Origin of the sequence: Streptomyces sp. Qhu_M48 (genome assembly GCF_051305195.1) — a bacterium.
In the GTDB taxonomy this organism is placed as follows: Bacteria; Actinomycetota; Actinomycetes; order Streptomycetales; family Streptomycetaceae; genus Streptomyces.
In genome coordinates this window covers 1,102,444-1,127,562 of record NZ_CP195432.1, presented here as the reverse complement: position 1 = coordinate 1,127,562, position 25,119 = coordinate 1,102,444, and the positions used below count along the sequence as shown (strand labels likewise).

Below are 25,119 nucleotides of genomic sequence, written 5' to 3'. Positions count from 1 at the left end.
GACTCTCAAGCGTACCCCGGTGCTCAGCGCGTCAGAGCCGCCCTGAGTTCCGGGGCCGAGGCCTTCGCCCAGACCCCGGGCAGCGCGCGTTCGGCGGCAGCGGCCGCGGCCTCCTCGTGTCCGTACAGAAGTCCCCAGGTGAAGGCCGATTCGCCGACCCCGTGGGCCTGGATCCCGAGCTCGCGGACGGCCTCGCGGGCGACCACCGTGTCCTGGTGCTCGCCGAGCAGGGACTGGACGGCCTTCACCCTCTTCCCGAGGCGTTTGGCGGGCTTTCCGAGAGTGGGGCGGGCGGCCTCGGCCGCGTAGCGGGCGCGTTTGGCGGCCTTGCGGGCGTCGTGGAGGGCGAGGTCGCGCTCGTGGCCGGGGTCGAGGGAGTGGGCGTGCTCGACGCGGGCGGCGAGCCGGTCGTGGTCCTTGCGGACGGCGTGGGCGAGGACCTCGGGGGCCTCGCGGCCGGCGTCCTCGCGGAAGGGCGGGTCCGTGAGGAGCGCGTCGAGGCCGCCGAGGAGGGCGAGGTGGCGGTCGGAGTCGAGGGCGGCGAGGGCCTGGCGGCGGGCGCGCCGGCCGAGGGCGGCGTCCCGGCGGCGCAGTCGGCCCTTGACCGGGCCGAGGACGAGGGCGGCGGGCAGGTCCCTGACGCGGGCCCGCAGCCGTTCGTCGAGGACCTCCTCGTCGCGGGCGACGCCGAGCTCCCCGGCGAGCCACTTCAGCTCCTCGCCGAGGGGGTCGGTGACCTCCCGGTCGAGGACGCGCCGGTAGGTCTTGAAGGCGCTGCGCAGCCGGCGGCAGGCGACCCGGAGCTGGTGCACGGAGTCGGGCAGGTCGCGCCGTACGGCGGGGTCGTACGCGACGATCGCCTCGACCTGTTCGCGGACGTAGGCGAGGACGGCCGCTCCGGCGGTGCCGGGCTTCCCCGGGGCGGGCGGGGCCTCGGGGCCGCTGCCCGTCTCGGCGAGGGCCCTGGCCAGTTTGGAGGCGGACGCGGAGGGCCGGATGCCGGCCTTCCTGAGCCGCTTCTCGACGGCGTCGAGGATCGCCGGGTCGGCGTCGTCGGCGAGCTCGACCTCGATCTCGGTCCAGCCGGTCTCCCCCGGGGCAGTGCCGGACCCAAAGTCGCCGCCGGTCAGGCGTTCGGCGTGCACCGTGTCCACGGAGAGTTCGGCCAGGAGGGTGCCGTCGTCGTCGCGGAGGTGGCGGACGTCCCGCTCCGAGCGGAGGCGGACGACGGGGACGACCTCGCCGTCCCGGACGCGGGAACGCAGGAGCCCCGCCAGGGAACGCGGGAGCGTGTCCGAGAGCGGGGCCCTGATCTCGTCGCGGATGCCGGAGGCGACGGGGAACTTCAGGTGCCAGCCGGCGTCATGGCCGCCGGTGCGGCGCCGCAGGGTGAGCGCGTCGGCGGCGAGCCGCAGGTCGGGCGTGTCGTAGTAGACGGCGTCGAGTTCGGTGACGCCCTCGTCGGTGACCGAGGCCACCCCCGGCGCCCGGGTCAGATCCGGGAGGCCGGTGTCGGTGGTGGCCTCGTACTTCCGCTCGATCTCTCGCTTCGTGTCCGCCATGAATCGAATCTAGACGGGAAGTGAACGCGGCGGGAGGGGGTCTCAGGCCGTCATCGGCCGCTGCACCCTGATCGACTGGAGCAGTCCGATCGCCACCCACACCGCGAACATCGACGAACCGCCGTACGAGACGAACGGCAGCGGCAGGCCCGCGACCGGCATGATGCCGAGCGTCATGCCGATGTTCTCGAATGACTGGAAGGCGAACCAGGCGATGATCCCGGCCGCGACGACCGTGCCGTAGAGCTCGGTGGTCTCGCGGGCGATCCGGCAGGCGCGCCAGAGGATGACGCCGAGGAGGACGAGGATCAGGCCGGCGCCGATGAAGCCCAGCTCCTCCCCCGCGACGGTGAAGACGAAGTCGGTCTGCTGCTCGGGCACGAACTGGCCGCTGGTCTGGTGTCCCTCGAAGAGGCCCGCGCCGTACAGGCCGCCGGAGCCGATCGCGATCCGTGCCTGGTTGGTGTTGTAGCCGACGCCCGCCGGGTCGAGCTCGGGGTTGGCGAAGGCGGCGAAGCGGTTGATCTGGTATTCGTCGAGCATGCCGAGCGCGGTGACGAGGACGGCGCCGCCGATGCCGGCGCCGATCAGGCCGAGGACCCAGCGGTTGGACGCTCCGGAGGCGAGCAGTACCCCGAGCACGATGACGGCCATGACCATGACGGAGCCGAGGTCGGGCATCAGCATCACGATGCCCATCGGCAGGGCGGCGAGCACCAGGGCCTTGGCGACGGTCCGGTGGTCGGGGTGGAGCTGGTCTCCGGCGTCGACCTTGGCCGCCAGCAGCACGGCCATGACCAGGATGATCGTGATCTTCACGAACTCACTGGGCTGGAGGGAGAAGCCGCCGCCGACGACGATCCAGGCGTGGGCGCCGTTGATGGTGGCGCCGAGCGGGGTGAGGACCGCGAGGATCAGCACGATGGAGACGGTGTAGAGGACGGGCACGGCACCGCGCAGGGTGCGGTGGCCGAGGCAGATCGTGCCGATCATCAGGGCGACGCCGATGCCGGTGTTCAACAGGTGCCGGAAGAGGAAGTAGTACGGGTCGCCGTTGTTGAGCTCGGTGCGCCCGCGGGTGGCGGACCAGACGAGCAGCGCGCCCAGCAGGGAGAGCGTGAGGGCCGAGAGGAGGATCGGCCAGTCGAGCCGGCGCAGCACCGAGTCACGGGCGGTGAGGCGTGCGACCGGCCCGCGATCGGGGGCGTAACGGGACACGGAGAAGCTCGTGCGGGTCGTCATCGTGTCAGTCCCTCAGGTGGGGAGGCGGGCCCGCGAGCGCCGGTACTCCGCCGCCGTTCTCGGCGGGGTCGACCAGCTGCGACTTGGGGTCGTACGGCCTGATGTCGGGGGCGTCGATGGTTCCGTCGGCGTTGATCTTCGGCAGGGCCTTCTGCGGCTTGGGCAGCAGGGCGCGCTTGAGGTCCTGGTTGCCCGCGTCGTCGAGCCCGTAGAGGGCGTCGTAGATGTTGCGCACGGCGGGGCCGGAGGCGCCCGAGCCGGTACCGCCCTGGGAGATCGTCATGACGATGGTGAAGTCGTCGGTGTAGGTCGCCAGCCAGGAGGTGGTCTGCTTGCCGTACACCTGGGCCGTTCCGGTCTTGGCCCGCATCGGGATCTTGTCCTGGGGCCAGCCGCCGAACCGCCAGGCGGCGGTGCCGCCGGGCTCGACGACGGAGCGCAGGCCCTTGTCGAGGTCGCGGACGGTCCGGGCGTCGACCGGCAGCTTGCCGTGAGCCTTGGGCTTGATCTCCCGGATCGTCTTCCCGTCGGGGCTGATCACGGCCTTGCCCACGGTGGGGTCGTAGAGGGTGCCGCCGTTGGAGATGGCGGCGTAGGCGGTGGCCATCTGGATGGGGGTGACGAGGACGTCTCCCTGGCCGATGGCGAAGTTGATGCTGTCGTAGGCCTTCAGCTGGTTGCCTTCGAGGCAGCTCTCGTAGGCGATCTGCTGGACGTAGGTGCCGCCCTTCTTGCCCTGCTTGCACCAGGCGTCCTTGTTCGCCTCCCAGAAGTTCTGCTTCCACCTGCGGTCGGGGATGCGGCCGGTGACCTCGTTGGGCAGGTCGATGCCGGTCTCGGAACCGAGTCCGAAGTCGCGGGCGGTCGTGTAGAACCAGTCGTGGGCGCCCTTCTTGGGCGTGATCCCGCCGTCGCGCTGCCACTCCTTGTGGCCGAGGGCGTAGAAGACGGTGTTGCAGGAGAACTTGAGGGCGTCCCCGAGGGTGATGGGGCCGTGGCCCTGGGACTCGAAGTTGGCGAAGCTGCGGCTGCCGAGGCTGTAGGAGCTGCTGCAGTTGTACTTGTCGTTGAAGTCGTAGCCGGCTCGTACGGCGGCGCTCGCCGAGACGACCTTGAAGATGGAGCCGGCGGGGGCCTGCCCCTGGATGGCCCGGTTCAGCAGCGGGTAGTTGGAGCCCTTGCTGGTGAGTGCGGTGTAGTCCTTGGCCGAGATGCCGCCGACCCAGGCGTTGGGGTCGTAGTCGGGCTGGGAGGCCATCGCGACGACGCGGCCGGTCTTGGTCTCCATGACGACGACGGCGCCCGAGTCGGCTTCGTACTTGCGGCCGGTGATCTTGTCGGTCTCGCCCCGGACGAGCTTCATCGCCGCGTTGAGCTCGTACTCGGCGACGGCCTGGACCCGGGCGTCGATGCTGGTGACGAGGGTGGAGCCGGCCACCCCGGGGTCGGACTTCGTCTGGCCCATGACGCGGCCGAGGTTGTCCACCTCGTAGCGGGTCACGCCGGCCTTGCCCCGCAGTTCCTTGTCGTAGGTGCGCTCGATCCCGGAGCGGCCCACCTGGTCGGAGCGGAGGAACGGCGAGTCGGTGTCCTTGGCCTTCTCGATCTCCGCGTCGGTGACGGGCGAGAGGTAGCCGAGCACCTGGGCGGTACGGGCCTTGCCGGGCGCGGCGTACCGTCGGACGGCGGTGGGTTCGGCGGTGATGCCGGGGAAGTCCTCGGAGCTCTCACGGATCGTCAGCGCCTGCTGGGTGGTGGCCTCGTCGGTGACCGGGATCGGCTGGTAGGGCGAACCGTTCCAGCAGGGCTTGGGCGTCTTGGAGTCGCAGAGCCGGATCTTGTTGATGACCTCGTCGGGCTTCATGTCGAGGACGCCGGCGAGCCGGGTCAGGACGGTCTTGCCCCGGTCCTTCATCTTCATCAGCTCGGTGCGGGACGCGGAGACCACGAGCCGGGTCTCGTTGTCGGCGAGCGGGACGCCGCGGGCGTCGAGGACGGAGCCGCGCACGGCGGGCTGTACGACCTGCTGGACGTGGTTGTTCTTCGCCTCGTCCGTGTACTCCTTGCCGTTGCGGATCTGGAGGTACCAGAGCCGGCCCCCCAGGGTCAGCAGCAGCGAGAAGACGAGGATCTGGATGACGACGAGCCGGATCTGGACCCGTGGGGTCCGTCCTGTCTCGGGGATGTTGCTCATACCGCCGGTGCCCTCTCGGTCACAGTCGCTTGACTCCCTTGATGCGTCCGGCCCGTGAGGCGCGGCTCCGGGCGGCCTTCACCCGCAGGCCGCCGCGCTGGGTCCCGATCCTCAGGCCGGTGCCGGAGGAGAGCCAGCCGGAGGCGACGTCGGCGCCGTTGCCCCCGCCGGCGTCGGCGAGCGGATCGTTCTCCGCGCGTCTGGCCAGGGCCATGATGAGCGGCACCGTGAACGGGGCGAGGAGCAGGTCGTACACGGCCGCCGTGAAGAGCAGGAATCCGAGGCCGACATGGCGGGCCGCGGTGTCGCCGACGAGGGCGCCCACCCCGGCGTACAGCAGGGTGGAGCCGACGGCGGCCGCGACGACGACGGCCATGGGGCCGGTCGCGGAGGTGAGCCGGCCGTTCTCCGGGCGGGCCAGGCCGACGAGGTAGCCGATGACGCAGAGCACGAGGGCGTAGCGGCCGGCGGCGTGGTCGGCGGGCGGCGCCAGGTCGGCGAGGAGCCCGGCGGTGAAGCCGATGAGGGAACCGCTGACGGGTCCGTGGACGAGGGCGAGGCCGACGACGGTGAGGAGGACCAGGTCGGGGACGGCGCCGGGGAGCTGGAGGCGCGCGAGCACGGAGACCTGGACGACCAGGGCCACCACGATCAGGGTGGCGGAGAGGAGGATGCGGTTGAACTTCACGGTGTCGCGTCCCCCTGGTCCTGGTTCTGGCCCTGCCGGTCGGTGGTGTCGCCGTTCTGCCGCTGTCCGTCCGGTGGCGGCGGCGTGGCCGTGACCGTGACGGTCGGCGCGGGCTTGGGCTTCTGCGGAAGCACCATGTCGCGCGGGTCGGAGCCGGGGGCCTGGACGACGACGCCCACGATGTCGAGCTTGGTGAAGCCGACGTACGGGCGGACGTACATGTTGCGGGTCAGACCGCCGCCCGCCGGGTCGACGCGGACGACCTCGCCGACCGGGACACCGGGCACGAAGGGCTTGTCGCCGCTCGACCCGAAGGTGACGAGCCGGTCGCCGGGCTTCACCTTGGCCTTGCCGTTGAGGAGCTGCACGAGCAGCGGCCCGTCGCCCTGGCCGGTGGCGAAGCCCAGCTCGTCGGACTTCTCCATGCGCGTACCGACGGTGAAGTCGGGGTCGTTGGCGAGGAGCACCGTGGAGGTGGACGGGCCGACGGTGGTGACGCGGCCGACGAGTCCGGAGCCGTTGAGGACGGTCATGTCCCGCTTGACGCCGTCGCGGGCGCCCACGTCGACGGTGACGGTCCAGGAGAAGCCCTGGGCCGCTCCGATGGCGATGACCTGCGCGCCCTTGATGCCGTACTGCCCGGCACCGGCGGTCTTCAGCATGGCGTCGAGTTCGCGCACCCGGTTGCGGTTGCGGTCGTCGCTGCCGAGCTCGGCCTTGAGTTCGGCGTTCTCCTTCTCCAGGGCGGCGATCCGGGTGTGCCGCTCGCCGGAGTCCCGGACCGCGCCTATGGCGTTGCCGATGGGATCGACGGCGGCCGCCACACCGTTCTCGACGGGCCCGAAGACCGCGGCGGCGGCCTGTCGGGCGCCGTCGACGGGTGACTCCTGACCGCCGCGGATGTCCACCGTGATCAGTGCGAACGCGATGGCGATCAGCAGCACCAGGAGCAGCCGGCTCTCTCGTGTGTCCCTCACGTGCGGCGGCCGTGCCTTTCCTCGTGGTTCGGTTGTTCGGCTGGGCGGTTGTTCTCTCGTGGGGCCGTACGGGTGGTGCTGGCGGCCGTGGGGCCGAACGGGTGGTGACCTAGCGGCGCGGCTGGGCGTCCAGGACCTGCTGGAGGGCCTCGAACTCCTCGACGCACTTGCCGGCGCCGAGCGCCACCGAGTCCAGCGGGTCCTCGGCGATGTGGATCGGCATGCCGGTCTCGCGGCGGAGGCGCTCGTCCAGGCCGCGGAGCAGGGCGCCGCCACCCGTGAGAACGATGCCACGGTCCATGACGTCACCGGAGAGTTCCGGCGGGCACTTGTCGAGGGTGGTCTTCACGGCGTCGACGATCGCGTTGACCGGCTCCTCGATGGCCTTGCGGACCTCGGCGGCGGAGATGACCACGGTCTTGGGGAGACCGGAGACGAGGTCACGGCCGCGGATCTCGGTGTGCTCGTCCTTGTCGAGGTCGTACGCCGAGCCGATGGTGATCTTGATCTGTTCGGCGGTGCGCTCACCGAGGAGGAGCGAGTACTCCTTCTTGATGTGCTGGATGATCGCGTTGTCCAGCTCGTCGCCGGCGACCCGGATCGACTGTGCCGTGACGATTCCGCCGAGGGAGATGACGGCGACCTCGGTGGTGCCGCCGCCGATGTCCACGACCATGTTGCCGGTGGCCTCGTGGACGGGGAGGCCCGAGCCGATGGCCGCCGCCATGGGCTCCTCGATGATGTGCACCTGGCGGGCGCCGGCCTGGGTCGAGGCCTCGATGACGGCGCGGCGCTCCACACCGGTGATGCCGGAGGGCACGCAGACGACGACCCGGGGGCGGGCCAGGTAGCGGCGCTTGTGGATCTTGAGGATGAAGTAGCGGAGCATCCGCTCCGTGATCTCGAAGTCGGCGATCACGCCGTCCTTCAGGGGCCGGACGGCGACGATGTTGCCGGGGGTCCGGCCGATCATCTTCTTCGCCTCGGCGCCGACCGCGAGGATGCCGCCGGTGTTGGTGTTGATGGCGACGACGGACGGCTCGTTCAGAACGATGCCTCGACCCCTGACGTACACCAGCGTGTTGGCGGTCCCGAGGTCGACAGCCATGTCACGGCCGATGAACGACATTGAGTTCCCCTTGTTTCCCATGAGGATGCTTCGGGCCTTCCCCAGCGAGCGTTGACGGCTTCTCAGGTAGGCGAAACGGTGGCTGAAGTTGGGTGGCTGAAGGTGGTGCGGCGTGGATTTTTCCATCGTAGTGCCGCCCGCCCGGATACCGCGCGGTGGTCCACCTCTGTACAGGTGACGGTAGGACGCGGCGATCCGTTCCCGGCTTTTGCGTTCATATGCCTGGGGGCGACCGAATTCCTTCGGTCGCCCCACAGGGTGCTGCGTTCGGCTGACGCGCGGTCAGCGTGGATCAGACGAGACCCGGGAAGAAGATCTTCAGCTCGCGGAGGGCGGACTCCTCCGAGTCGGAGGCGTGGATCAGGTTCTCCCGGACGATGGTGCCGAAGTCACCGCGGATCGATCCCGGGGCGGCGGCGATCGGGTCGGTCGGACCGGCCAGCTGGCGAACGCCCTCGATGACCCGCTCGCCCTCGACGACGAGCGCGACGACGGGACCGGAGGACATGAAGCCCATCAGCGGCTCGTAGAAGGGCTTGCCCTTGTGCTCGCCGTAGTGCTGCTCCAGGGTCTCCTGGTCCAGCTCGCGCAGTTCCAGGGCCGCCAGGGTCCAGCCGGCCTTGCGCTCGATACGGCCGATGATCTCGCCGACCAGGCCACGGCGGACGGCGTCGGGCTTGAGCAGGACGAGCGTGCGCTGGCTCACGGGGTGACTCCTTCGGAAAAGCGGTGTGCGGGACCTCCGAGGCTACAGGTCCCGCACGTGCCTCGATTACGCAGCGTCAGGCCCTGCCGAAGCCCCCGCGGGGTGCTCCTCGGCCCAGCGCGCCTTGATGTCGTCGATCCGTCGCCCGTAGTGCACGGAGGCCCACCACAGGCCGGCGAAGACCGCGCCGAGGAAGAACATCGTCGGCACGACGAAGCCGCTCAGGACGAGGCCGATCTGGAGGGCCCAGCCGAGCTGCACCCCGCCGGGACGGGTGACCATCCCGCAGAGCAGCACCGAGAGGACCATGGCGACGCCGCAGACCCACCACACGGTGGACATGGCGAGGCTGTCGTCCTTCATGGCGACGAGCCCGGCGAAGCCGATCACGAAGAACTCGCCGATCAGCGTCGAGGAACAGAGGGTACGCATCGGGTTCAGCCCCTTCGCAGCAGCAGCCGGGCATCGCCGACCGTGAAGATCGAACCGGTCACCAGGACACCCGCGCCGCCGTACTCGGCCTCTTCCTCCGCGAGGGTGATGGCCGCCTCGATGGCGTCGTCGAGCCTCGGCTCGACGACGACCCGGTCCTCGCCGAAGACCTCGACCGCGACGGCGGCGAGCGTGTCCACGTCGGTGGCACGGGGGTTGGAGTTCGCCGTGACGACGACCTCCGCGAAGATCGGCTCGAAGGCCTCCAGAAGTCCCCTGGCATCCTTGTCGCCGCTGGTCGAGACCACGCCGATGAGCCTCGAGAAGCCGAAGGCCTCGCTGACGCCCTCCGCCGTCGCCCGCGCGCCGTGCGGGTTGTGCGCGGCGTCCAGGATCACCGTCGGGGAGGAGCGGACGATCTCCAGGCGGCCGGGCGAGGCCACCTGGGCGAAGGCCCGGCGGACCGTGTCCACGTCCAGGGTCCTGGCGTGCTCGGCGCCGATCCCGAAGAAGGCCTCGACCGCCGCGAGCGCCACGGCGGCGTTGTGCGCCTGGTACGCGCCGTGCAGCGGCAGGAAGACGGTGTCGTACTCGCCGCCCAGGCCGCGCAGGGTGAGGAGCTGGCCGCCGACCGCGACCTCGCGGGAGACGATGCCGAACTCCATGCCCTCGCGGGCCACGGTGGCGTCCTCCCCCACGGCCTTCTTGAGCAGGACCTGCGCCGCGTCCACCGGCTGCTGGGCCAGGACCACGGTCGCGCCCCGCTTGATGATCCCGGACTTCTCGCCGGCGATCTCGGCGGTCGTCCCGCCGAGCCGGTCGGTGTGGTCCAGGTCGATCGGGGTGACGACGGCGACGGAGCCGTCGATGACGTTCGTCGCGTCCCAGGTGCCGCCCATGCCGACCTCGACGACGGCCACGTCGACCGGGGCGTCGGCGAAGGCCGCGTACGCCATTCCGGTGAGGACCTCGAAGAAGGAGAGCCGGTACTCCTCGCGGGCGTCGACCAGCTCCACGTACGGCTTGATGTCCTCGTACGTCTCGACGAACCGCTCGGCGGAGATCGGGGCGCCGTCGAGGCTGATCCGCTCGGTGATGGTCTGCACGTGCGGCGAGGTGTACCGCCCGGTGCGCAGCTCGAAGGCGCCGAGCAGGGCCTCGATCATGCGGGCCGTCGACGTCTTGCCGTTGGTGCCGGTGATGTGGATCGAGGGGTACGCGCGCTGCGGCTCGCCGAGCACGTCCATCAGGGCCGCGATTCGGGTGACCGAGGGCTCCAGCTTGGTCTCGCCCCAGCGGGTGGACAGCTCGGTCTCGACCTCCCGCAGCGCCTTGTCCAGCTCGGGGTCCTCCGGGCGGCCGGGCACGGGGTCGCCCTGGGGCGGACCGGCCTGCGTGCGCAGGGTGCGGCTGCCGGCCTCGATCACCGCCAGGTCGGGGTCTCGGTGGGTTTCGTTGTCGACGATGTCGTCGAACGCGTCGGAGGGGTCGGGCGTGTCGGACGGGTCGCGGGGCTCACTCACGGGGCCAGTCTACGGACGGGTACCGACGCGACGACCGCAGGACCATGGACCCGCCCCATTCGGGACTTTCGGTCCGCCGTCCGCCGGACCGGCCCGGCAAACTTGGCGATCATGGACATAGGGATCGACCTCGGCACGGCCAACACGCTCCTCTACGCACGCGGGCGCGGCATCGTGCTCAACGAGCCCTCCGTGGTGGCGGTGCAGGAGGGCTCGCGGCAGGCGCTCGCGGTCGGCACGGAGGCGAAGGAGACCATCGGGCGCACGCCGGGTTCGATCACCGCGATCCGGCCGCTGCGGGACGGCGTGATCAGCGACTACGAGGCGGCCGAGGAGATGATCCGGCACTTCGTGCGCAAGGCCGTCCCGGGCCGCCGGCGGCCCCGTACCCGGATGGTGGTCTGCGTGCCGAGCGGGGTCACCCAGGTCGAACGGCGGGCGATCGTGCACGCCTCGCTCTCGGCGGGCGCGCGGGCGGTCCACCTGATCGAGGAGCCGATGGCGGCGGCGATCGGGGCCGGGCTGCCGGTCTCCGACCCGCGCGGCTCGATGGTCGTCGACATCGGCGGCGGCACGACCGAGGTGGCCGTGATCTCGCTGGGCGGGATCGTCACCGCGCAGTCGCTGCGGGTGGGCGGCGACCGCATGGACGCGGCCCTCACCGACTTCGTCCGCAAGGAGCACGGGCTTCTCATCGGCGAGCGGACCGCCGAGGACGTCAAGGTCGCGATCGGCACGGCCTGGCCGGTGCCGGGCGAGGAGGAGCGGGAGCGGCTGACCTTCACCGTGCGGGGCCGGCAGAAGGTCAGCGGGCTGCCCCGGACGGTGGAGCTGACGGTGCCGGAGGTGCGGGCGGCGCTCGACGAGCCCGTGGAGGCGATCATCGCGGCGGTGCGGGTCACCCTGGAGGAGTGCCCGCCGGAGCTGGCCGGGGACGTGATGGAACACGGCATCGTGCTCACCGGCGGCGGGGCGCTGCTGCCCGGCCTCGATCTGCGGATGGCCTCGGCGACGGGCATCCCGGTCTTCGTCGCGGACGACCCGCTGGACTGCGTGGCGATCGGCTCGGGGCGGTGCGTGGAGGACTTCGACGGGCTGCAGCGGGTGATGGGGAAGGCGGAGACGGTGCGCTGAACGCTTGGCGGCCCGGCCGCCGCCGGCACCCGCCGGTACGGCCCGGCCGCCGACCGCGCCCGCCGTCGGACGGGCACGAGGTCCGCCGGACGACTGGTTGCACGGCTAGCGGTCCAGCCCCGTCGGCAGCAGCGCTGTCACCAGATAGTCGTCGCCCTCCCGGCGGGCCTTCAGCGTGCCGCCCATGCTGGTGACCCGCTCCTCCATCGAGAACAGGCCGGTGCCGGTCGAGACGGGGGCCGGGTCCGGCGGGGTCTTCGGCAGCGGGTTGCGCACCTCGATCCGCAGATCGGGTCCCTCGACCGTGATCGCGACCGTCACCGGCAGGCCGGGCGCGTGCTTGGCCGCGTTCGTCAGGCACTCCCGGACGACGCGGTGGACGGCGGCCTGCCGCAGCGGCGACAGCGCCTTCGCCTCCTCGGCGACCGTCAGCTCCACGGGGCTGCCCATCCGCTCGCTCTCCCCGGCGAGTTCGGGGAGCCCTTCGAGGCCGGGGGTGGCCGCCTCCCGGTCGGCGCGGCGCACGATCGTCTCGTTGAGCATGAGGTGGGCCCGCCGGGCGGTGTCCGCGAGCTCCTCGAAGTCCTTCCGGTGGGCCTCTCCCCTGGCCCGTACGGCGAGGACCTCGGCCCGTACCGCGAGGACGGTCAGCTCACGGCCGACCAGGTCGTGGACGTCCCGGCCGACGGAGATCCGCTCCTCCTGGACGGCCTGCCGGGCGGCGGCCTCGCGCCGCTGGACCTCCAGGGCGCGGACGAGGTCCTGCCGGTACGCGGCGACGCCGACGCCCGCCGCGAGGACGCCGATCGGGACGACCAGGCTCAGGAACTCGCTCAGGGTGTCGCCGTGCCGGGCGGGCCAGCCGGGCGTGTGGAAGAGGGCGTAGGCCACGCCGATGTACAGCAGGGTCGCGACGACGACGGCCCGCCGCCCCCGGTACCGGCCGATCGAGTACAGCGCGAACTGAATCATCGTCAGCTCGTGCAGCCAGCCCATCAGGGCGAGCGCCACGACGTACGGGACCCACGGCAGCCGGCGCCGGAGCACCAGGGTGGCGGCTCCGGCCGCCAGGACCAGGGTCGCGGTGAACCCGCTGAGGGAGTTGTCGGCGCGGGCCAGCCCCGGCACGTCCAGGAGCATCAGGCCGAAGGCGCTGAGCGCGGCGACGACGTCGAGGGCGCGGGGCGAGACCGCCCACCGGTCCACGCGACGGCGCAGCGCGGGGACGGCGGGGAGGCGGAGCATGCCTTCCATCATCCAAGGTCTTTCGTCCCGACGACGTGGACCTGAAGTCCCGTCTGATGTGACATCGGGCACTTCGTCCGTATTCCTGTTTGACTCGGAACCGTGCACGACGGCGCCCAGGAGCAGTTGCCCCTCGCCTCGGGCGGAACGCCGCGACGGCGAGGGTCGGCCCGGTCGCCACGGAGCCCTGAGGGGTACGCGAAGGGCCCGGAACCGCCGTGGCGGTTCCGGGCCCTTCGACTTTCCGATTCCTAGGCCTGCGGCAGGGTCGCCAGCTGGGTCCGGATGCGGGCGATGTCCTCGTCCGCCTTGGCGAGGCGGGTGCGGATCTTGTCGACCACGTTGTCCGGGGCCTTCGCCAGGAAGGCCTCGTTGCCGAGCTTGCCGTTCGCCTGGGCCTTCTCCTTCTCGGCCGCCGCGAGGTCCTTCGTGAGGCGCTTGCGCTCCGCCTCCACGTCGATCGTCCCCGACAGGTCGAGGGCGACGGTGGCGCCGGCGACCGGCAGGGAGGCGGTGGCGGAGAAGCCCTCGCCCTCCGGCTGGAGGCGCAGCAGCTGACGGATGGCGGCCTCGTGCGGGGCGAGCGCCGTGCCGGTCAGGTCGAAGCGGGCGGGCACCTTCTGGCCGGGCTGGAGGCCCTGGTCCGAGCGGAACCGGCGGACCTCGGTGACGACCCGCTGGACCAGCTCGATCTCCTTCTCGGCGGCCTCGTCGCGGAAGCCCGAGTCGGTGGGCCACTCCGCGATGACCACGGACTCCTTGCCGGTGAGCGTGGTCCAGAGCGTCTCGGTGACGAACGGGACGATCGGGTGGAGCAGCCGCAGCATCACGTCCAGGACCTCGCCGAGGACCCGGCCGGAGACCTTGGCCTGGTCGCCGCCCGCGAAGAACGTGGTCTTCGACAGCTCGACGTACCAGTCGAAGACCTCGTCCCACGCGAAGTGGTAGAGGGCGTCGGCGAGCTTCGCGAACTGGTAGTCGTCGTAGAACGCGTCGACCTCGGCGACCGTCTTGTTGAGCCGCGAGAGGATCCAGCGGTCCGTCGCGGACATCTCGGCGGCGTCCGGCAGCGGGCCCTCGACCGTCGCGCCGTTCATCAGCGCGAAGCGGGTGGCGTTCCAGATCTTGTTGGCGAAGTTCCGGGAGGCCTTGACCCAGTCCTCGCCGATCGGGACGTCGACGCCCGGGTTGGCGCCGTTGGCGAGGGTGAAGCGGACGGCGTCGGAGCCGTACTCGTCCATCCAGTCCAGCGGGTTGACCACGTTGCCGAAGGACTTCGACATCTTCTTGCCGTTCTGGTCACGGACCATGCCGTGCAGGGCGATGGTGTGGAACGGCGGGGTGCCGTCCATCGCGTACAGACCGAACATCATCATCCGGGCGACCCAGAAGAAGAGGATGTCGTAGCCGGTGACCAGGACGGAGTTCGGGTAGAACTTCTCGAGGCTCTCGGTCCGCTCGGGCCAGCCGAGCGTGGAGAACGGCCACAGGCCGGAGGAGAACCAGGTGTCCAGGACGTCGGTGTCCTGGTGCCAGCCCTCACCGGTCGGCGGCTGCTCGTCCGGGCCGACGCAGACGATCTCGCCGTTCGGGCCGTACCAGACGGGGATGCGGTGGCCCCACCACAGCTGGCGCGAGATGCACCAGTCGTGCAGGTTGTCGACCCAGTCGAAGTACCGCTTCTCCATCTCCTGCGGGTGGATCTTGACCTTGCCGTCGCGGACGGCGTCACCGGCGGCCTGCGCGAGCGGGCCGACCTTGACCCACCACTGCAGCGACAGGCGCGGCTCGATGGTGGTCTTGCAGCGCGAGCAGTGGCCGACGGAGTGGGTGTACGGACGCTTCTCGGCGACGATCCGGCCCTCGGCGCGCAGCGCGGCGACGATGGCGGAGCGGGCCTCCAGGCGGTCCAGTCCCTGGAAGGGGCCGTGGACGGTGATGACCGCGCGCTCGTCCATGACGGCGAGGTTCGGCAGGTTGTGGCGCTGGCCGATCTCGAAGTCGTTGGGGTCGTGCGCCGGGGTCACCTTGACGGCGCCGGTGCCGAACTCGGGGTCGACGTGAGTGTCGGCGACGACCGGGATCGTACGGTCGGTCAGCGGCAGCTTGATCTGCGTGCCGACCAGGTGCTTGTACCGCTCGTCGTCGGGGTGGACGGCGACGGCCGTGTCTCCGAGCATCGTCTCGGCGCGGGTGGTGGCGACGACCAGGGAGTCGTCCCCCTCGCCGTACCGGATGGAGACGAGCTCGCCGTCGTCGTCCTGGTACTCGACCTCGATGTCCGAGATGGCCGTGAGGCAGCGCGGACACCAGTTGATGATGCGCTCGGCGCGGTAGATCAGTTCGTCTTCGTAGAGCTTCTTGAAGATGGTCTGGACGGCCTGGGAGAGGCCCTCGTCCATGGTGAAGCGCTCACGGGACCAGGCGACGCCGTCGCCCAGACGCTTCATCTGGCCGGAGATCTGGCCACCGGACTCGGCCTTCCACTGCCAGACACGCTCGACGAACGCCTCACGGCCCAGGTCGTGGCGGGACTTGCCCTCCTTGGCGAGCTCACGCTCGACGACGTTCTGGGTGGCGATGCCGGCGTGGTCCATGCCGGGCTGCCACAGCGTCTCGTAACCCTGCATGCGCTTGCGGCGGGTGAGGGCGTCGATCAGCGTGTGCTCGAAGGCGTGGCCCAGGTGGAGCGAACCGGTGACGTTCGGCGGCGGGATGACGATCGTGTACGGCGGCTTCTCGCTCTTCTCGTCCGCCTCGAAGTACCCGCGCTCTACCCAGCGCTCGTACAGCGGCCCCTCTACCTCGGCCGGCGCGTACTGGGTCGGCAGTTCGGTGATGGGCGCTGTCTGCTGCTGAGTGTTCTCGGTCACGGGCCCAGTTTAGGGGTGTTGCGGGCCTGTCCCGAAACGCTTTGGTTCGGTAACGGTGTGGCCCCCGCCGCACCGGGTGTCCGACGGTTCCGCCAGGATGTTCGGTAGGCATAAACATCCTGTGAGGGGAACCTGTCGATGAGCTACAACCAGCCGGGCCCGTACGGCGGCCAGCCGCCCCAGCAGCCCGGGCCGTACGGCCAGCCGGGCCCCTACGGCCAGCAGCCGCAGCAGCCGGGCCCGTACGGCCAGCCGCAGGCGCCCCAGCCTGGTTACGGGTACCCCCAGCAGGCCCCGCAGGGCGTCCCGCCGCAGCAGCCGCCGTACGGCTACCCGCAGGGCCAGCAGCCGGGCCCCTACGGCCAGCAGCCGCAGTACGGCGCCCCCCAGGGCCCCGGCGGCTACGTCCCGCACCCGCCGGCCCCGAAGAAGTCCAAGGCCGGCTGGATCATCGGCGCGGTCGCGGTCGTCGCGGCGCTGGGCGTGGGCGCGTACTTCGTGTTCGGGGGCGGCGGCGGTGCCTCGGTCGCGGACGACGGCCCGCACAAGCTGATCACCCCGGAGACGGTGCTCACCGAGTACAAGAAGATGCCCGACAAGGGCGGTACGTCCGGCGACGACTCCCTGGCGGAGGCCGAGAAGAACGGCGTCAAGAACGCCAAGAAGGTCAGCGCCTCCTACCAGGTGGAGAACAAGGCCAATCCGCTGGCGAGCAAGCTGATCTCCTTCAGCGGTCTCTACGGCGAGATCGAGGACCCCGAGAAGGTCGTCGACCTCATCTTCGCCAGCGCCAAGACCAAGGCGGAGAAGGACGCGGGCAAGCCCGACGCGCCTCAGCTGCAGGGCAGCCCGCAGGAGTACAAGCCCGCGGAGCTCGACGGCGCGGTCCTGAAGTGCCAGCAGGCCAAGGGGAAGGCCGACAGCACCTCGGGCACCCCCGCCTTCAGCGTCACGATGTGCGTCTGGGCCGATCACAGCACCGTGGGCTTCGTGGTGCCCATCGACATGGCGTCCGCGCTCACGGGGACGGCCGGCTCCGCCGAGGACGCCGCCGCGATCACCGCCAAGCTCCGCAAGGAGGTTCGCGTCAAGCTCTGAGCGCCTGACCGGACATGAGTGAGGGGGTCCCACCTTCGGGTGGGACCCCCTCACTTCGTCGTGCTCGTGGCGTCAGGCCGACTTCTCGTGCCTGCCGTCGTTCTTCACGATCCGCGGGACCAGCGTCGGGTTGACGTTGTTGCGGACGACGTCCGCCGTGATGACGACCCGGGCCACGTCCTTGCGGGACGGGACCTCGTACATCACCGACTGGAGGACCTCCTCCATGATGGCCCGCAGGCCACGCGCGCCGGTGCCGCGCAGGATCGCCTGGTCGGCGATGGCCTCCAGCGCCGGGCGGTCGAAGTCCAGCTCCACACCGTCGAGTTCGAAGAGGCGCTGGTACTGCTTCACCAGCGCGTTGCGCGGCTCGACCAGGATCTGGAGGAGCGCCTCGCGGTCCAGGTTGTGGACGGAGGTGAGGACGGGGAGACGGCCGATGAACTCGGGGATCATCCCGAACTTCACCAGGTCCTCCGGCATGACCTCCTGGAACTGGTCGCTCGCCTCGATCTCGCGCTTGGAGCGGATGGTCGCCCCGAAGCCGATGCCCTTGGCGCCCGCCCGCGACTCGATGATCTTCTCCAGGCCGGCGAAGGCGCCGCCCACGATGAAGAGCACGTTCGTCGTGTCGATCTGGATGAACTCCTGGTGCGGATGCTTCCGTCCGCCCTGCGGCGGTACGGAGGCGGTGGTGCCCTCCAGGATCTTCAGCAGGGCCTGCTGCACGCCCTCGCCGGAGACGTCGCGCGTGATCGACGGGTTCTCGCTCTTACGGGCGACCTTGTCGATCTCGTCGATGTAGATGATCCCGGTCTCGGCCTTCTTGACGTCGTAGTCCGCCGCCTGGATCAGCTTGAGCAGGATGTTCTCGACGTCCTCGCCGACATAGCCGGCCTCCGTCAGCGCCGTCGCGTCGGCGATGGCGAACGGGACGTTCAGCATGCGCGCGAGCGTCTGCGCGAGGAGCGTCTTGCCGGATCCCGTGGGGCCGAGGAGCAGGATGTTGGACTTCGCGAGTTCGATCGCGTCGTCCCTGCCCTGCGCGCCGCCGTTCTCACCGGCCTGGACGCGCTTGTAGTGGTTGTAGACCGCGACCGAGAGGGCCTTCTTCGCGGGCTCCTGCCCGACGACGTACCCCTCGAGGAACTCGTAGATCTCGCGGGGCTTGGGGAGTTCCTCCCAGCGCACCTCGCTCGTCTCCGCGAGTTCTTCCTCGATGATCTCGTTGCAGAGGTCGATGCACTCGTCGCAGATGTACACACCGGGTCCCGCGATGAGCTTCTTCACCTGCTTCTGGCTCTTTCCGCAGAACGAGCACTTGAGCAGGTCGCCGCCATCACCGATGCGTGCCACGAGGTGCTTCCCCTTCGCCTGGGAGTGCTTGGTTCAGCGACTCCTGGTGCCTCATATTCGACGGTACCTTGCCGGGCCCCCCGTTCGGGCCCCCCTTGGCACGGTTCACATGGTCGCGATTCGGCCACGCGCCCCGCGCCGAGGGAAGGTCGGGCGTCAGCGCTCCGAGGAGGCCGTGCTCTTACGGGTCGAGACGATCTGGTCGACGAGCCCGTACGCGAGGGCGTCCTCGGCCGTCAGGATCTTGTCGCGCTCGATGTCGTCGCGGATCTTCTCGATCGGGGTCGAGGAGTGCTTGGCCAGCATCTCCTCCAGCTGGCTGCGCATGCGCAGGATCTCGCGCGCCGCGATCTCCAGGTCGGAGAGCTGCTCACGGCCGGTGCCGCCGGACGGCTGGTGGATCAGCACGCGGGCGTTCGGCAGGGCCATCCGCTTGCCGGGGGTGCCGGCGGCGAGCAGCACGGCCGCGGCGGAGGCCGCCTGGCCCATGCAGACCGTCTGGATGTCCGGCTTCACGAACTGCATGGTGTCGTAGATCGCCGTCAGCGCGGTGAAGGAGCCACCGGGGCTGTTGATGTAGATCGAGATGTCGCGGTCCGGGTCCATCGACTCCAGGCACAGCAGCTGCGCCATGACGTCGTTGGCGGAGGCGTCGTCGATCTGCACGCCGAGGAAGATCACGCGCTCCTCGAAGAGCTTCGCGTACGGGTCGTACTCGCGCACGCCCTGCGAGGTGCGCTCGATGAAGCGCGGCACGACGTAGCGGTTGTCCATCGGCGCGCCGGTGTAGAGGCCGCTCGGGGAGAGGTTGTTCTGCATCTGGGTGTTCACCGTCCTGGTGGCGTTCGGCGGGGGGCTGGGGCTCTTCGGCGGGCTGCCGGCGCTCAGGCGCCCGTACCGCCGCCGCCCGGAACACCCGCGGCGTGCGTGATGATGTCGTCGATCAGGCCGTACCCCTTGGCCTCGTCCGCGGTGAACCAGCGGTCGCGGTCACCGTCGCGGATGATCGCCTCGACGGTCTGGCCGGAGTGGTGCGCGGTGATCTCGGCCATGCGCTGCTTCGTACGGAGGAGGTACTCGGCCTGGATCTTGATGTCGGAGGCCGTGCCGCCGATACCGGCGGAGCCCTGGTGCATCAGGATGTCGGTGTTCGGCAGCGCGAAGCGCTTGCCGGGGGTGCCACCGGTGAGCAGGAACTGGCCCATGGAGGCCGCCATGCCCATACCGATGGTGACGACGTCGTTCGGGATGTACTGCATGGTGTCGTAGACGGCCATGCCGGCGGTCACCGAGCCACCGGGGCTGTTGATGTAGAGGAAGATGTCCTTGTCCGGGTCGGCGGCCAGGAGGAGCATCTGAGCGGTGATCTTGTTGGCGATGTCGTCGTCGACCTGCTGGCCGAGGAAGATGATGCGCTCGCCGAGCAGCCGGTTGTAGACATGGTCGCCGAGGCCGCCACCGATGGACGGCTCACCCGCGGCGTAAGGCTTCAGATTCGTCACGTATCCACCTGCTCGTCTCCGACGGCCAGAGCCGTCTCAGCGTCTCGTTCGGAGGGCACTGCCCTCGTATTCATGGACCCTAACGCGCAGGTAGGACAACGCCATCCCGGTTCCCGAACTGTTCGCTGGGAGCGCAAGGTAGTTGGGGCGCGTAACGGGGTCCGCGTACCGCCACGGGCCCGTACGCACAGGAGTGCGTACGGGCCCGTGACACGGGGTCCGCGCGGGGCGGGAGGCCCCTTACTTGTCCTCGGAGACCTCGGCCTCGCCGGTGACGGCCTCGACGGCCTCGGCGGCGGTCTCGGTCTCGTCCTCGTCGTCCGAGAGGTCGACGACCTCACCGTTGGTGTCGACGACCTTGGCGGCCTCGACGACGACCGCGAGGGCCTTGCCGCGGGCGACCTCGCCGACGAGCATCGGCACCTGGCCGCCCTCGGCCACGGCCTGGGCGAACTGGTCGGGGCTCATGCCGGAGGAGGCGGCACGGCGGAACAGGTGCTCGGTGAGCTCCTCGCGGGAGACGTCGAGCTTCTCCTTGTTGACGAGCTCGTCGAGGATGAACTGCGTCTTGATGCCCTTCTCGGCCTGCTCATGGGTCTCGGCCAGGAACTCCTCCTCGGTCTTGCCCTGGATCTCCAGGTACTTCGCGAGGTCGATGCCCATCTGGCCGAGCTGGTGGTGCTCCAGGTTGTGCTTGCGGGTGTTGATCTCGTCCTCGAGAAGCTTCTCGGGCATCGGGACCTCGACCAGCTTGAGGAGCTCGTCGAGGACGCGCTCCTGGGCCTGGGTGGCCTGGTCGAACTGCTTCATGTTCTCAAGGCGCTTGCGGCTGTCGGCCTTGAGCTCGTCGAGGGTGTCGAACTCCGAGGCGAGCTGGGCGAACTCGTCGTCCAGCTCGGGGAGCTCACGGGCGGCGACGGTGGTGACCTTGACGGTGACCTCCGCGTCCTTGCCCTCGGCGGAGCCGCCCTTCAGCTGCGAGGTGAAGGTGGCCTCGCCACCGGCCTCCAGGCCCTTGACGGCCTCGTCGATGCCGTCGAGCAGCTCGCCCGAACCGATGGTGTACGAGACACCGTCGGCGACACCGTCGGGGAGGACCTCGCCGTCGACCTTGGCCTCGAGGTCGATGGTGACGACGTCGCCGTCCTGGGCGGCACGCTCGACCGGGGAGGTCGAGGCGAAGCGCTCGCGGAGCTGCTCCACGGACTTCTCGACGTCCTCGTCGGTGACCTCGACCGCGTCGACGGTGACCTCGATGCCGGAGTAGTCCGGGATCTCGATCGTCGGGCGGATGTCCACCTCGGCGGTGAAGGCCAGCAGCTCGCCGTCCTTCAGCTCGGTGATGTCGACCTCGGGCTGGCCGAGCGGGTTGACCTCGGCCTCGTTGACGGCCTCGGTGTAGAACTTCGGGAGCGCGTCGTTGACGGCCTCTTCCAGCACGGCGCCGCGGCCGAACCGCTGGTCGATCACGCGAGCAGGGATCTTGCCCTTACGGAAGCCCTTGACCGTGACCTGCTGGTTGATCTTCTTGTACGCCGCGTCGAGGCTGTCCTTGAGCTCCTCGAAGGGCACCTCGACAGTGAGCCGAACCCGAGTCGGGTTCAGGGTCTCCACGGCGCTCTTCACGGTTCGGTCTCCTTGTGGCTGATTCCTGGAATCCACCGGTTCCGCGTGTGGCGGTCCCGGCGGGTCGGCCCGGTCAGAAAGACACACGGGCACGCAGCTTGCATAGTAACCGCAAGCGGGATGACGCCCACAACGTGATCAAGTGCGCGCACGCCGGGCGCGTGATCGTCATGGTCGGGGTGGCGGGATTTGAACCCACGGCCTTCCGCTCCCAAAGCGGACGCGCTACCAAGCTGCGCCACACCCCGTCGGTGCGACACGTAGGGTACATGGACGGGGACTGTGCGGCGCCCTCTGTTTCACGGGTGTGCGCGAACCGCCCCGGAACCGCTACCATGCTCTTCGTGCCGCGGTCCTCGTGACCTGCGGCGCGACGCTGTGCGGGTGTAGCTCAATGGTAGAGCACTAGTCTTCCAAACTAGCTACGCGGGTTCGATTCCCGTCACCCGCTCCACCGCTTCGGGGCCGGTCAGGAGAAGTCTTCTCCTGACCGGCCCCGAGGTCGTTCAACGGGCACGAGATGCCGGGTCCGGCGGGCGCGCGCAGACTGGGCTCATGACGGACCTGAAGTTCGAGCAGAAGCGCTCCCTGTCCCGCGCCGAGGCGGCGGACCAGCTCACGGCGCTCGCCGCCGCCCTGCGTCAGGGCGGGGAGGCCGAGCTGGAGCTGGGATCGGGGACCTTGAGCCTGCGGATCCCCGACGAGCTCCGCTGCGAGGTGGAGTTCGAGGTGGACCACGGCGAGATCGAGCTGGAGATCGAGCTCAAGTGGCCGACGCGCCGGCCCAGGAAGAGCGCGCCCGCCGCGTCGGCGAAGCCGGCGGACGCCGAGTCCGCGCCGGCCACGAAGTCCGCGCGGTCCGGATCCACGCCCGCCAAGTCGGCGAAGGCCTCCGCCGGTGGCGGGAGGACGAAGCGGGCGGCGGCGAAGTCCTCCTGAGGCGCGCCCGTGGGACGGTGGGCTCAGAACTTGATGGCGGCGACCGTCTGCGTTATCGAGTCCAGGAAGCGCTGGATGTCGTCCGCCATGCCGGTCGAGGCGAGGAAGAAGCCGAAGAGGACCGCGACCACGGCCGGGCCGCCCTTGAGGTTCCCCCCTCGGATCAGCACTACCAGGATGATTGCCAACAGCAACACCACAGACAGTGAAATGGCCACAACTGATCACACCCTCGGTCGGTCCCGCCTTGCCCGCCGGGAAGCGCACGCCTGACACCCCCCGGCTCCATGGTGCCACCAACCCCCCTGCCCCCGCTGCGTGGTGACGAATCGTCGTGAAGAGGATCACGTCACACGGCGGGCGGGCCGGTCAGACCGGGCGGGAGATCAGGAGCAGGGCCCGGTCGTCGTTGACGTCCTTGGCGACGGCCTCGATCAGGTGCCAGGCCACGCCGTCGAAGCCCTCGGCGACGCAGCGGTCGGCCTCGCCGGTGAGGCGGTCGATGCCCTCGGCGATGTCCCGGTCGGCGGCCTCGACCAGGCCGTCGGTGAAGAGCATGAGGGCGTCGCCGGGGCGCAGTGAGCCCTTGACCGGGTGGAACTCGGCGCCGTCGTAGACGCCGAGGAGGGGACCTTCGGCGGCCATCTCCTCCCAGCGGCCGCTGCCCGCGTGGAGCTGGAGGGCGGGGAGGTGGCCGGCGGAGAAGAGTTCGTAGTCCCCGGACTCCAGGTCGAGGACGAGGTGGATGGAGGTGGCGAAGCCCTCGTCCCAGTTCTGCCGGAGCAGGTAGCCGTTGGCGGCGGGCAGGAAGCCGTCCGGCGGGAGTGAGCCGAGGAGTCCGCCGAAGGCGCCGGAGAGCAGCAGGGAGCGGGAGGCCGCGTCCATGCCCTTGCCGGAGACGTCGGTGAGGACGACCTCCAGGGTGCGTCCGCCGTGGGTGCGGGCGGCGACGACGAAGTCTCCGGAGAAGGACTGGCCGCCGGCCGGGCGCAGCGCCATCTCGCGGTGCCAGCCCTGCGGGAGCCGGGGCAGGGCGCTCTGGACGCGGATGCGTTCGCGCAGGTCGAAGAGCATGGTGCCGCCGCGCCGCCAGGGGACGCCGACGCGGGCCCGGAACTGGGCGATGAGCAGGCCGAAGAGGCCGCAGGCGGCGACGACCAGGACGGTGCCGGGGGTGACCCGGGCGGGGCCCTGGGTGTAGGGGCCGAGGACGACGGACTCGACGATGAGGGCGCCCGCCGCGGCCGCGTACAGGCCGAGGAGGCTGGCGGGGCGCAGCAGCAGTCCGCCGGCGACGATGGGCAGGACGAGTGCGGCGGGCGCGCACCAGACGGGGTTGAGGACGGTTCCGCAGGCGATGGCCGGAATCATCAGGAGGAGTGCGGCGAAGGCGAGCCAGTCGGAGCCGTCCCCGCGGAAGTAGTCGACGCCGGACTTGCGCAGCGCGATGCGGGCCCGGCGGGCGCGTCTGCGCGTCCGGGCCGCGTACGTGTTCACTCCGGCGCGGGGTCCCATTGGCCTGGACCCTATCCATCCCGTCCGGCATCGCGCAGGGGTACCCCGGTGACAATGTGCGTGAAATCGGGTCGCCCCGGGCGGGCGCCGCTGATATCGATGGCATATGACGACTGAACTGCGGGTTCTCGACCCGAGCGAATGGGATCGCTGGTACGGAGTCCTCGAACTCGCCTTCGGGGGTGTGCCCGAGGCGCCGGAGGAGCGACAGCTGTGGCGCGACCTGACCGAGTTCGACCGTTTCCTGGGGGTCTGGGACGGTGACCTGTGTGTGGGGACGTCGGGGGCGTTCACGTTCCGGCTGACGGTGCCGGGCGGGGCCTCGGTCCCGGCGGGCGGCGTGACGATGGTGAGCGTGGCCGGCACGCACCGGCGGCGCGGGATCCTGACGTCGATGATGCGGCGGCAGCTGGACGACCTGCGGGCCGCGGGTGAGTCGCTCGCGGTGCTCACGGCCTCGGAGCCGGAGATCTACGGGCGGTTCGGGTACGGGGTCGCGGCGTACACGGCGCGGGCGACGATCGACACGACGCGGGTGCGGCTCTCGGTGCCGGAGGGTACGGACGGGGTGGTGCTGCGGCAGGCCGATCTCGTGGAGTCCTCGGCGGCGTGCGAGGCGGTGTACGCGCGTCTCGTGCCGACGCGGCCGGGGCTGCTCGCCCCGATGCCCGGCTGGGAGCGGGTGGCGCTGCTCGATCCGCCGGACCAGCGGGAGGGCGCGTCGCCGCGCCTGTGCGTGCTGGCCGAGCGGGACGGTGAGGTCGTGGGGTTCACCCACTACTCGATCAAGCCGGACTGGACGTTCGCGGGGGCGACGGGGGCGGTGAACGTGCACCGGCTGTTCGGACTCGACCCGGTGGCGGAGGCGGCGCTGTGGCGGTTCCTCTGCTCGGTGGACCTGACCTCGGAGGTGCGGATCCAGAGCCGGCCGGTGGACGACGGCTGGCAGCATCTGGTGAGCGACGTCCGGCGCTGTTCGCCGACGCTGCGGGACTCGCTGCACGTGCGGCTCGTGGAGGTGGGCGCGGCCCTTGAGGCGCGGACCTATCAGGCGCCGGTGGACGTGGTGTTCGAGGTGGAGGACGCGTTCTGCCCGTGGAACGAGGGGCGTTGGCGGCTGGTCGGGGACGCGAAGGGCGCGAGCTGTGTGCGGACCTCGGATCCGGCGGATCTCACGCTGTCGGTACGGGAGTTGGGCTCGGCCTACCTGGGCGGGACCTCGCTGGTGTCGCTGGCCGCGGCCGGTCGGGTGCGGGAGTCGCGCGAGGGGGCGCTGGTGGAGGCGTCGGTGGCGTTCGGCTCGCCGGTCGCGCCGTGGCTGCCGCACGGGTTCTAGCGCGCCCGGGGTGCGCTCGGTCCTGGCGGCCCGCCGCCGCCA

21 protein-coding genes and 2 tRNA genes are annotated in these 25,119 nt (G+C 70.5%); 5 read left to right on the top strand and 18 right to left on the bottom strand.

Going from position 1 to position 25,119, the window contains the following annotated elements; genetic code table 11:
* Nucleotides 1–23: 23 nt before the first annotated feature.
* The 9 genes from ACRRSS_RS05345 to folC form a co-directional block, all read right to left on the bottom strand.
* Nucleotides 24–1,562, bottom strand: a complete 1,539-nt coding sequence (locus ACRRSS_RS05345) for a CHAD domain-containing protein (protein ID WP_435970054.1) — start codon at nt 1,560–1,562, stop codon at nt 24–26.
* A gap of 42 nt (nt 1,563–1,604) precedes the next feature.
* Nucleotides 1,605–2,804 carry a rod shape-determining protein RodA gene (rodA, locus tag ACRRSS_RS05340; protein ID WP_435970053.1) on the bottom strand — a complete coding sequence of 400 codons (1,200 nt, stop codon included), beginning with the start codon at nt 2,802–2,804 and terminating at the stop codon, nt 1,605–1,607.
* Between the two features lie 4 nt (nt 2,805–2,808).
* The gene (gene mrdA / locus ACRRSS_RS05335) at nt 2,809–4,998 is read right to left on the bottom strand and encodes a penicillin-binding protein 2 (RefSeq protein ID WP_435970052.1); all 2,190 of its coding nucleotides are present in this window, start codon (nt 4,996–4,998) and stop codon (nt 2,809–2,811) included.
* A 19-nt stretch (nt 4,999–5,017) separates the two neighbouring features.
* Nucleotides 5,018–5,686, bottom strand: coding sequence for a rod shape-determining protein MreD (mreD, locus tag ACRRSS_RS05330; RefSeq protein WP_435970051.1), 669 nt, complete (start codon nt 5,684–5,686; stop codon nt 5,018–5,020).
* Nucleotides 5,683–6,663, bottom strand: a complete 981-nt coding sequence (gene mreC, locus ACRRSS_RS05325; protein ID WP_435970050.1) for a rod shape-determining protein MreC — start codon at nt 6,661–6,663, stop codon at nt 5,683–5,685. Before mreC ends, mreD begins: the two co-directional genes overlap by 4 nt.
* Before the next feature lie 109 nt (nt 6,664–6,772).
* Complete coding sequence (locus tag ACRRSS_RS05320) at nt 6,773–7,792, bottom strand: rod shape-determining protein (protein ID WP_125753625.1); 1,020 nt, start codon at nt 7,790–7,792, stop codon at nt 6,773–6,775.
* A 292-nt stretch (nt 7,793–8,084) separates the two neighbouring features.
* On the bottom strand, nt 8,085–8,498 hold the full coding sequence (ndk, locus tag ACRRSS_RS05315; protein WP_121830245.1) for a nucleoside-diphosphate kinase: 414 nt from the start codon (nt 8,496–8,498) through the stop codon (nt 8,085–8,087).
* 66 nt (nt 8,499–8,564) lie between these two features.
* Entirely contained in the window at nt 8,565–8,930 is a 366-nt protein-coding gene (locus tag ACRRSS_RS05310; protein WP_351910559.1) for a DUF4233 domain-containing protein, read from the bottom strand.
* Nucleotides 8,931–8,935: 5 nt separating this feature from the next.
* The gene (folC, locus tag ACRRSS_RS05305; RefSeq protein WP_435970049.1) at nt 8,936–10,453 is read right to left on the bottom strand and encodes a bifunctional tetrahydrofolate synthase/dihydrofolate synthase; all 1,518 of its coding nucleotides are present in this window, start codon (nt 10,451–10,453) and stop codon (nt 8,936–8,938) included.
* A gap of 111 nt (nt 10,454–10,564) precedes the next feature.
* On the opposite strand from folC, the gene ACRRSS_RS05300 reads away from it, so the two are divergent.
* Complete coding sequence (locus ACRRSS_RS05300; protein WP_435970048.1) at nt 10,565–11,587, top strand: rod shape-determining protein; 1,023 nt, start codon at nt 10,565–10,567, stop codon at nt 11,585–11,587.
* Between the two features lie 105 nt (nt 11,588–11,692).
* Here ACRRSS_RS05300 and ACRRSS_RS05295 read toward each other — a convergent pair whose 3' ends face one another.
* Entirely contained in the window at nt 11,693–12,832 is a 1,140-nt protein-coding gene (locus tag ACRRSS_RS05295; protein WP_435970047.1) for a sensor histidine kinase, read from the bottom strand.
* A 251-nt stretch (nt 12,833–13,083) separates the two neighbouring features.
* Nucleotides 13,084–15,705, bottom strand: a complete 2,622-nt coding sequence (locus ACRRSS_RS05290) for a valine--tRNA ligase (RefSeq protein ID WP_435970046.1) — start codon at nt 15,703–15,705, stop codon at nt 13,084–13,086.
* Between the two features lie 138 nt (nt 15,706–15,843).
* Between ACRRSS_RS05290 and ACRRSS_RS05285 the strand changes: the two genes are divergently transcribed.
* Nucleotides 15,844–16,803: a hypothetical protein gene (locus tag ACRRSS_RS05285; RefSeq protein ID WP_435970045.1), complete on the top strand. Its 960-nt coding sequence runs from the start codon at nt 15,844–15,846 to the stop codon at nt 16,801–16,803.
* Between the two features lie 72 nt (nt 16,804–16,875).
* Here the strand turns inward: ACRRSS_RS05285 and clpX are convergent, their stop codons facing one another.
* From clpX to ACRRSS_RS05260, 5 genes are all read right to left on the bottom strand, one after another.
* Nucleotides 16,876–18,159, bottom strand: a complete 1,284-nt coding sequence (gene clpX / locus ACRRSS_RS05280) for an ATP-dependent Clp protease ATP-binding subunit ClpX (protein WP_015033605.1) — start codon at nt 18,157–18,159, stop codon at nt 16,876–16,878.
* A gap of 156 nt (nt 18,160–18,315) precedes the next feature.
* Nucleotides 18,316–18,978, bottom strand: a complete 663-nt coding sequence (locus ACRRSS_RS05275; RefSeq protein WP_435970044.1) for an ATP-dependent Clp protease proteolytic subunit — start codon at nt 18,976–18,978, stop codon at nt 18,316–18,318.
* Nucleotides 18,979–19,043: 65 nt separating this feature from the next.
* A complete protein-coding gene (locus tag ACRRSS_RS05270; RefSeq protein WP_351910667.1) occupies nt 19,044–19,661 on the bottom strand; it encodes an ATP-dependent Clp protease proteolytic subunit in 618 nt (205 codons plus the stop codon).
* 240 nt (nt 19,662–19,901) lie between these two features.
* Nucleotides 19,902–21,287 (bottom strand): trigger factor, encoded by a 1,386-nt coding sequence (tig, locus tag ACRRSS_RS05265; RefSeq protein ID WP_435970043.1) that lies wholly within the window; start codon nt 21,285–21,287, stop codon nt 19,902–19,904.
* A 171-nt stretch (nt 21,288–21,458) separates the two neighbouring features.
* Nucleotides 21,459–21,535, bottom strand: a tRNA-Pro gene (locus ACRRSS_RS05260).
* Between the two features lie 132 nt (nt 21,536–21,667).
* On the opposite strand from ACRRSS_RS05260, the gene ACRRSS_RS05255 reads away from it, so the two are divergent.
* Together ACRRSS_RS05255 and ACRRSS_RS05250 are read left to right on the top strand one after the other, a co-directional pair.
* Nucleotides 21,668–21,741: transfer RNA gene (locus ACRRSS_RS05255), tRNA-Gly, on the top strand.
* Between the two features lie 101 nt (nt 21,742–21,842).
* On the top strand, nt 21,843–22,226 hold the full coding sequence (locus ACRRSS_RS05250) for an amphi-Trp domain-containing protein (RefSeq protein WP_435970042.1): 384 nt from the start codon (nt 21,843–21,845) through the stop codon (nt 22,224–22,226).
* A 23-nt stretch (nt 22,227–22,249) separates the two neighbouring features.
* Here ACRRSS_RS05250 and ACRRSS_RS05245 read toward each other — a convergent pair whose 3' ends face one another.
* Both ACRRSS_RS05245 and ACRRSS_RS05240 read right to left on the bottom strand, forming a co-directional pair.
* On the bottom strand, nt 22,250–22,444 hold the full coding sequence (locus ACRRSS_RS05245) for a hypothetical protein (protein WP_435970041.1): 195 nt from the start codon (nt 22,442–22,444) through the stop codon (nt 22,250–22,252).
* 151 nt (nt 22,445–22,595) lie between these two features.
* A complete protein-coding gene (locus tag ACRRSS_RS05240) occupies nt 22,596–23,741 on the bottom strand; it encodes a PP2C family protein-serine/threonine phosphatase (protein ID WP_435970040.1) in 1,146 nt (381 codons plus the stop codon).
* A gap of 106 nt (nt 23,742–23,847) precedes the next feature.
* Here ACRRSS_RS05240 and ACRRSS_RS05235 point away from each other — a divergent pair, with 106 nt between their 5' ends.
* Nucleotides 23,848–25,077, top strand: a complete 1,230-nt coding sequence (locus ACRRSS_RS05235; protein WP_435970039.1) for a GNAT family N-acetyltransferase — start codon at nt 23,848–23,850, stop codon at nt 25,075–25,077.
* Nucleotides 25,078–25,119 lie beyond the last annotated feature (42 nt).